This window comes from uncultured Aureimonas sp. (assembly GCF_913775355.1).
GTDB lineage: Bacteria > Pseudomonadota > Alphaproteobacteria > Rhizobiales > Rhizobiaceae > Aureimonas.
In genome coordinates, this window is the sequence record NZ_CAJYIU010000175.1 from 1 (window position 1) to 7,540 (window position 7,540).

At 69.9% G+C, this 7,540-nt stretch carries 7 protein-coding genes; 1 reads left to right on the forward strand and 6 read right to left on the reverse strand.

Features of this window, described 5'->3' with window-relative positions; all coding sequences use genetic code 11:
• Window positions 1-205: 205 nt before the first annotated feature.
• Window positions 206-1,222, forward strand: coding sequence for a nicotinate-nucleotide--dimethylbenzimidazole phosphoribosyltransferase (gene cobT, locus QZ753_RS11165; protein WP_294643738.1), 1,017 nt, complete (start codon window positions 206-208; stop codon window positions 1,220-1,222).
• Window positions 1,223-1,225: 3 nt separating this feature from the next.
• Here the strand turns inward: cobT and QZ753_RS11170 are convergent, their stop codons facing one another.
• The 6 genes from QZ753_RS11170 to QZ753_RS11195 form a co-directional block, all read right to left on the reverse strand.
• Window positions 1,226-1,453 carry a DUF3329 domain-containing protein gene (locus QZ753_RS11170; RefSeq protein ID WP_294643740.1) on the reverse strand — a complete coding sequence of 76 codons (228 nt, stop codon included), beginning with the start codon at window positions 1,451-1,453 and terminating at the stop codon, window positions 1,226-1,228.
• 95 nt (window positions 1,454-1,548) lie between these two features.
• Window positions 1,549-2,727, reverse strand: a complete 1,179-nt coding sequence (locus QZ753_RS11175; RefSeq protein ID WP_294643743.1) for an OpgC family protein — start codon at window positions 2,725-2,727, stop codon at window positions 1,549-1,551.
• Between the two features lie 260 nt (window positions 2,728-2,987).
• On the reverse strand, window positions 2,988-3,323 hold the full coding sequence (locus QZ753_RS11180; RefSeq protein ID WP_294643744.1) for a hypothetical protein: 336 nt from the start codon (window positions 3,321-3,323) through the stop codon (window positions 2,988-2,990).
• Window positions 3,320-4,951, reverse strand: a complete 1,632-nt coding sequence (locus tag QZ753_RS11185) for a glucan biosynthesis protein (RefSeq protein ID WP_294643746.1) — start codon at window positions 4,949-4,951, stop codon at window positions 3,320-3,322. Before QZ753_RS11185 ends, QZ753_RS11180 begins: the two co-directional genes overlap by 4 nt.
• A gap of 107 nt (window positions 4,952-5,058) precedes the next feature.
• Entirely contained in the window at window positions 5,059-5,481 is a 423-nt protein-coding gene (locus QZ753_RS11190) for a MarR family winged helix-turn-helix transcriptional regulator (protein ID WP_244545936.1), read from the reverse strand.
• A gap of 260 nt (window positions 5,482-5,741) precedes the next feature.
• On the reverse strand, window positions 5,742-7,540 hold a 1,799-nt coding region (locus QZ753_RS11195), incomplete at its 5' end, for an HWE histidine kinase domain-containing protein (RefSeq protein WP_294643748.1).

Below are 7,540 nucleotides of genomic sequence, written 5' to 3' on the forward strand. Positions count from 1 at the left end.
CCCCGCGAATGCGGCCGGCACCGCGGGCAGGCGGGTGAGGAAGGCGCTGGCGCGCAGCACGCTGTGGACGAGGCGAATCATGGCCCGCAGCCTACACGATGCGGCGTCCGGCGCCGCTCGGCCGCGAGCGTGCGGCGGGTTTGCGAAGCTCCCGCTTTGCGCCTATCACCCGGCCAACCGAACGCCCGATCCTTCCGGAGCCACCATGTCCGCCACCGGCCTTCCCTTCGACGACATCCGCGCCCTCCTTCGCCAGATGCCGCAGGCCGACGGCGCGGCGCGCCATGCGGCGCGGCACCGGCAGGAGGAACTGACGAAGCCTTCGGGCAGCCTCGGCCGGCTGGAGGAGATCGCGGAATGGCTGGCGGCCTGGCAGGGGCGCGCCCCGACGGTCGACCGACCGGTGGTCGCGGTGTTCGCCGGCAATCACGGGATCGCGAAGAAGGGCGTCTCGGCCTTTCCGCCCTCCGTCACCCAATCGATGGTCGAGAACTTCGCGGCCGGCGGTGCGGCGATCAACCAGATCTGCGCCACCTTCGACCTCGGGCTGAAGATCTTCGACCTCGCGCTGGACTACCCGACCGCTGACATCTCGGAGGAGGCGGCGCTCGGCGAGCGCGACTGCGCGGCCACCATGGCCTTCGGCATGGAATGCCTCGCCGGCGAGCCCGATCTCCTGATTCTCGGCGAGATGGGGATCGGCAATACGGCGGTGGCTGCAGCGATCTTCGCGGCGCTCTTCGGCGGCACGGCGGCCGACTGGGTGGGGCCGGGAACCGGGCATGACGCGGCCGGCATCGCGCGCAAGATCGCGGTGGTCGACGAGGCGCTCGAGCTGCACCGCGCCCACTTCGCCGATCCGCTGGAAGTGCTCCGCCGGCTCGGCGGGCGCGAGATCGCGGCGATGACCGGCGCGATCCTGGCCGCCCGGATGCAGCGCGTTCCGGTGATCATCGACGGGTTCGTGGCCACGGCCAGCGCCGCCATTCTCCACGCGATGGACCCGCGGGCGCTCGACCACTGCCTGTTCGGCCACGTCTCGGCCGAGCCGGGGCACCAGAAGGCGCTGCGCCTCATGGACAAGGTGCCGCTCCTCGCCCTCGGCATGCGGCTCGGGGAGGGCACGGGCGCGGCGGTGGCGGCCGCCGTGGTGAAGGCCGCGGTCGCCTGCCACAACGGCATGGCGACCTTCGCGCAGGCCGGGGTCGCCAACCGCAACTGAAGGTCAGGCTCCCGCGGGCGGTCCGGGCTCCCGGTCCGCCGGCAGCTCGTCCGCCACGGGCTTGTAGGCGATCAGGAACGTCCAGGCGGCATAGGCGCCGATCGCGCCCGTCATGATCGCCCAGGTCGGATCGCCGACGACGAGTTCGACCACCGTCCAGGTGGCGCAGACCGCCACCAGCGCCACACGGCGCCAGAGTGGGCGGAAGAAGGGATGGCTGGCATCCTTCAAGGGGCGGTCCTCCTGCCGGGGCATCCGGCCTCCGCCTTATAGCGACAGGTCGTGCCCGAGGCACGGGGGCCCGCGCACGTTGTCGCGAGCGCGGCTCAGGCCCGTGCGCGCACGCCCCGCACCGCGTTGGACTCGCGCGCCGTCGCCGCGTCCGGGATAGGAGCCGGCGCGTTCACCGCGCGCCACCAGTCGAGAAACAGCGCCAGCGCGAAGTGGACGCCGAGCCCCAGGACGATCAGCGCCGTGTCGAAGGCGAGCGAGGGCTCGCGGTTGAGCCGCAGGAGTTGGGCGAGGAGCGACAGCACCGTACCCACCGCGAAGACGGGCAGCGAATGGCGCCCGAGAAGCGCGAACGGATTGTCGCGGCCGATCCGCTGAAGCGGCGAATGGCTCGGCGCGTGCGCGAACACGTAGACCAGCGCCAGAAGGTGCAGGAGGCGCGGCAGCGACACGTAGGTCTTGTCGAACTGGACCGCGAAGGCCGGCAGCGGCAGCGTCTGCTCCCAGCCCCAGAGCGAGGCCGACACGAACACGAAGGAGACGCCGAGATAGGCGAGGGCCGCGACGTAGAGCGGGCGCGAATAGCCGACGAGCGCCTGTCCCCCCGCCTTGGCGAGGCCGACCGCCAGACCGATCGCGAAAAGGAACTGCCAGGCGAAGGGATTGAACTGCCAGCCGCCGGGATTGGGGTGGTTCGGCAGGTTCAGCCGCAGGAGGCCGCAGAGGAGCCAGACGGCGCAGGACACGGCCAGGAGGCCCGGCAGGCCGACGCGCCGCACGAGGCCGAGCATGAGGGGCAGCATCAGGAGTAGCACCGCATACATCGGCAGGATGTTGAGATAGGCGAACTGGTGACCGAGCGTCGCGATGCCGGCGAGCGTGTCGACCGGGCGCGACAGGAAATAGCCGAAGCCGAGCTGCATGAGATAGCGCCCGTCGCCGGTCGCGAGCGAGGCGAAGGCGTAGAGGCTGACCACGATCATCGTGAGCGCGATGTGGTTGAGGTAGAGGACGCCCGCCCGGCGGAAGGCGCGGATCGTGGCGATCAGGCCGGATCGCTCGAAGAAGCTGCGCCCGTAGGCGAGCGCGCAGGAGAGTCCTGCGAGGAAGACGAAGAGTTCGGCCGAATCGGAGAAGCCGAAATTGCGCGAGGTGAAGTGCTCCCAGAGAACCCCGGGCACGTGGTTCACGAAGATCATCAGGAGCGCGATGCCGCGGTAGAAGTCGATGCGATGATCGCGCGGCGTGGGAGAGCGCCGGGATGAGACTGTCATGGATGCTGTGGTCGACTCGTTACGCACGCGCCCGCGCGGCCTTGGAGCAGCCGTGCGAGCATCATGTCCCTCATATCGATATCTCGCCGGGACGGGGCGCGGGCAAGGCGCAAGGGGATGGCAAGGCGGTGAGGCGCGACGCAAGGGACCGCGTGGAAAGGCCGCCTGAACGTGTCGGATGCCTTACGATTCAAGCGGTTGCCGCGCGCCGCACGGGGCTCGGGATCCGCTTGTGGAAAAGCGCTTAGCCGGGCAGGCGTCTAGCGCATTTCCTCGTCGGTGCGCGTCATGTGCTCGCGCAGGATCGGTCGCACCGGCATGGAGAGCGGGGCGCGCGGCGGCGGCAGGAGCAGCTTGCGCAGGAAGGCGAGGGCCTTGCGCTTGCCGAGGCGCGCCGCCTCGATCACGACCTGCGGCTCCGGCCCGGTCCGCCCCTCGAAGACCAGCCGCTCGGCGATGGCGGTCAGGAGGTCCTCCTCGGTGAGGTCCGGCCGGTCCACCAGCATGCCCGCCGGGCGTGCGTCGAAGAAGCGTTCCGGCGGCGTCGCCGTCTCTGCGTCGGTGCGGCCTGCAAAGAACGTCGTCGGCCCCCTCATGGACGGCCCGTCCACTGGTAGAGCCAGGTTTCGGAGATGATGCGCTGGTTGAACGAGAGCTTGGCACGCAATTCGACCGGCGAGGCGTCGAGCTTCTCGAGCTCGATCGACAGGCGCCAGCCGCCGCCCGGCAGGCGGCTGACGCCGCTGTGGACGAGGCGGGCCGTGTCCGGCACCTCGAGGATCGGCACCACGATCGCGTCGCCCGGCAGGTTCTGCGCCGTGCCGCCGACGAAGTTGATCTCGAAGCGGCGGAGGTTGGTCGTCCCGGTATCGGCGGCATTGCCCCCGAGCCCGGCATAGGTCGCGCCGACCACGGCCTGATGGGTCTCCATCTGGTCGGCGTAGCCCCAGTGCATCCGGTAGCGGAACTCGAACTGCGAGCCGGCCGCCGGCTTCTCCTCCGGCACCCAGAAGACGACGATGTTGTCGTTGACCTCGGAGTCGGTCGGGATCTCGACGAGCTGCACGATGCCGCGGCCCCAGTCGCCCATCGGCTCGATGATCAGCGAAGGACGAAGCTCGTAATGCGCCTCGACGTCCTCGTAGTGCGAGAAGTCGCGGTCGCGCTGCAGGAGGCCGAACATGCGTGGCGAGGTCTCGCCGAAATAGGAGAGGGCGAGCTCCTCGGGGTTCTTCAGGGGGCGCCAGAGGCGCTCGCCGCTCGGGCGCAGGATGAAGAGACCGTCGCTGTCGTGAACCTCCGGCCGGAAGTCCTCGCGCTCGTTATGGTCGTTCTCGCCGAAATGATACATCGAGGTGAGCGGGGCGACGCCGAGCCGCTCGACCTCGCCGCGGAAGTAGAGGCGAGCCGTCACGTCGATCTGCGTTTCGACACCCGGCCGGACGTTGAAGGCGTAGGCGCCCGCAAGGCTTGGCCCCTCCAGCTCGGCGAAGATCTGGATCGCCTCCTGGCCGGGCTGCGGCTTCACGATGTAGAACGCGGTGAAGCGCGGAAACTCCTCGGCCGCCGCGGTCGCCGTATTGATCGCAAGGCCGCGCGCCGACAGGCCGTAGCGGTTGTTCATGCCGAGCGCGCGGAAGTAGCTGGCGCCGAGGAACGATACGAGCTCGTCGTAGAGATCGGGCCGGTCGAGCGGGTAGTTCAGCCGGAAGCCGGCGACGCCGGGAAGCTGCAGGTTCTGGAAGGCGGACGGGTCGAGCGGCGCCAGGAACTCGAAGTTCGCGCCCGAGAAGACCTGCGGCTGGAAGTGCGTGCCGTCCCCGATAAAGAGGCGCGTCGTGTCCTTGTAGAGGAAGCCGGGAAAATAGGCCTGCAGGTGGAAGTTCAGCGGCTCGTTGGCCCAGATCGTCTGGTCGCGCCGGTAGAGGATGCGCCGGTAGCTGTCGTAGTCGAGATCGGCGATCGCCTGCGGCAAGTCGCGCGGCGGCTCGCTCCAGGGCGCGGCGGCGCGCGCGCGCATGGCGTTCGACAGGGCGTCGTAGGTGAAGGCGTTTAGATCCACCACGGTGGGCGGCGGTGCTGCGGGCGCAGCCGGGGCGGGGGCGGGCGTGCCGGGGGCGGCGGGCTGCTGGGCCGACGCGCGATGGGCCCAGAGCAGCGAGAGCGCTCCACCCAGACCGTATTTGAGTGCCGTGCGGCGGGAGGTGAAGGAGGAACTCGTCACGGAAATGGGAGGCTTCTTTCGGAAGTGCAGCAAGGCCCTTAGCATATGCAAAAAGCCGACGCCTGCCTAGCGCACGCGTCCCGCGTCCCGAGCACCCTCCCGAGCGGTCAGCGCAGCCGGCGAAGCTTGGCGGTCAGGAGCTCGTCGGCCTCGCGCAACGCCGTCAGGAGATCGTCGCGCCGCCCGGGCGCGACCGCCGAGGCGAGATCGCCCTCGAGCTTCTCCCAGAGGGCGTTGACGCGCCCGCGGACCGTCTCGCCCGCCGGGGTCAGCATGACCATGGTGCGGCGCGCGTCGTGGCTGTGGGCGGTGCGCTCGACGAGGTTCTTCTCCATCAGGCGGTCCAGCATCTTCGAGACCGTCGACGGACGCACCGAAAGCTGGTCGGCCAAGGCCGAGACGCTGACGGGAACGCCGGGCTCGACGCGCGCGAGAAGCTGGTCCTGCCCCGGATGCAGGTCGATTTCCATGAGGAGCAGCGACAGGAAGGCCCTGGTCGACTTCGAGATCGACAGGAGGTGCTGCACCATGCTCCCGTCCTCGACCTGCGGTGCAGGCGAAGATGCGGAAGCGGCGCCGGTCGAAGGATGGGTTTGGATCATGAGGCCGTTTTGCCCCATCCTTCGTCGCCCAACATTAAACTACTTGTAAGTCTGACAAATAAACTTGCGCATGAGGGAAATCGCTCGCGCACAACCCGTCCCTTTGGCGGGAGAGCCGACCTTTCGATTGGTTACGATCCACTTCGACATCCGTCGTCGGAGGCGATCGCCGCGGAACGCCCGGCGTCTCAGACCTCGTCCTGCGACTGCAGTTCGGTGAGGCGCGCCTCCATGCGACAGCGCAGGCCCGTCGGCTCGTAGTGGACGTTGACCGATCCGCTTGCCGAGCCGGGCAGACCCATCTCGATCAGCCGCGTGCCGAAGCCCTTCTGAACCGGCGGCGCGACGGTGGGCCCTCCGCTCTCCCGCCAGTCGAGAAGGAGGACGCTCGAGCCATCGGGCGATTCGCCGACCGTCCACTGCGCCTCGACGCCGCCCTCCGGCGCCGACAGCGCCCCGTACTTCACGGCATTGGTCGCCAGCTCGTGGCCGATCAGGGCGAGCGAGAGGGAGGCCTTCGGGCCGATCATCACGGCGGGGCCGCGCAGGACGATGCGCTCGTCGGGATCGTGCGGCGCGACCGCAGCGCGCAGGATGGCCTCGACCGAGCCGGCGTCGCGCCGCCCGGCGAGGAGGATGTCATGCGCCTGCGACAGGGTGCGGATGCGCTGGCCGAGACTGGCGCGCGCGGTCACGAGATCGGGCGCCCCGCGCAGGGTCTGCGTGGCGATCGACTGCACCACGGCGAGCGTATTCTTCAGGCGGTGCGCGAGCTCGTGGTTGAGAAGCATGCGCTGCTCGTCGTCGCGCTTGCGCCCCTCGATGTCGCTGACCGCGACGACCGCGGCGACCGTGCGACCATGTCCGTCCTTGACCGCGCTGCCCTGCACCTCGATCCAGCGGCCTCCGTCCTCAGGCCGACCCGTGCGCATTTCCATCGCGGCGCTGTCGGTCGCACCGCTCGCGATGCGCGCGAGGGGATGGTCGTCGTGCGCCATCGGGGCGCCGTCCTCGCGCAGACCTGCGAAGAGCGCGTCCGAGATCGCCGGCAGCGAGCCGGGCTCGACGCCGAGCAGCCGCCCGAGACGCCGGTTGGCGATGAGGATGCGCCCCGACGGCGCCTCGGCCAGCGCCACGCCGATGGGCATGCTGTCCACGAGCGTGCGGATGCGCGCCTCGTTGTTGCGCAGCGCCTCCTCCTTCGCCAGCCGGTCGCTGACATCGAGGAAGATCACCGTGAAGCGGTCCTCGCCCACCGGCCGGACGATGCCTTCGTACCAGCGGCCGAGCGTGCCGACGCGGCGGGTGAAGCGCCGTGCTACGCCGGTCTCGACGACCGCGGCGAACTCGTCGATCCATTCCTTCTCGATGCCCGGCAGGACGTCCCGCACGCTGCGGCCGACGGCCGAGCCCTCGGGCAGGCCGGTCAGCGCGTACCAGGCGCGGTTGACCTCCTCGTAGACCCAGTCGACCACGCGGCCCGTCTCGTCGCGCTGGAGGCGACCGAGGATGAAGGCCTCCTCCAGCTGCTCGAAGATCATGCGCCAGCGCGCGTCCGACAGGCGCTCGGCCATCGCCGACATCACGAGGTCGCCCGCCGATGCGAGGCGCTTGAGATCCCCGTCCGTCCATTGCCGGGGCTGGCTGTCGATCGCGGCGAGCGCACCCACCAGTTCACCGCTGCCGAGCCGCAGGGGAACGCCGAGATAGGCGACGACGCCGAGCGCCTCGACGGCGCCGTTGTCGCAAAAGTCCGGGTCGCGGTGGGCGTCCGGCACGATCACGGGCCGGCCGTCCTCGACCACGTGGCGGCAGAAGGACATGTCCAGAGGCGTTGCGCCCTCGCTCGCCCAAGGCTCGCGCAGGCCGGGGCTGGCGGCGAAGAACTGCCGGTCGCTGCCGACCAGCGTGACCAGCGCGACCGGCACGTCGAGCATTACGCGCACGTGCTCGGCGATCAGGCGGAACTGCGTCTCGCCCGCCCGCT

Bases quoted from the DNA above. Each gene is read 5' to 3' on its own strand.
- QZ753_RS11190 (WP_244545936.1), bottom strand. From the start codon at position 5,481: ATGGTGCAGCACCTCCTGTCGATCTCGAAGTCGACCAGGGCCTTCCTG.
- QZ753_RS11180 (WP_294643744.1), bottom strand. From the start codon at position 3,323: ATGAGGGGGCCGACGACGTTCTTTGCAGGCCGCACCGACGCAGAGACG.
- cobT (WP_294643738.1), top strand. From the start codon at position 206: ATGTCCGCCACCGGCCTTCCCTTCGACGACATCCGCGCCCTCCTTCGC.
- QZ753_RS11175 (WP_294643743.1), bottom strand. From the start codon at position 2,727: ATGACAGTCTCATCCCGGCGCTCTCCCACGCCGCGCGATCATCGCATC.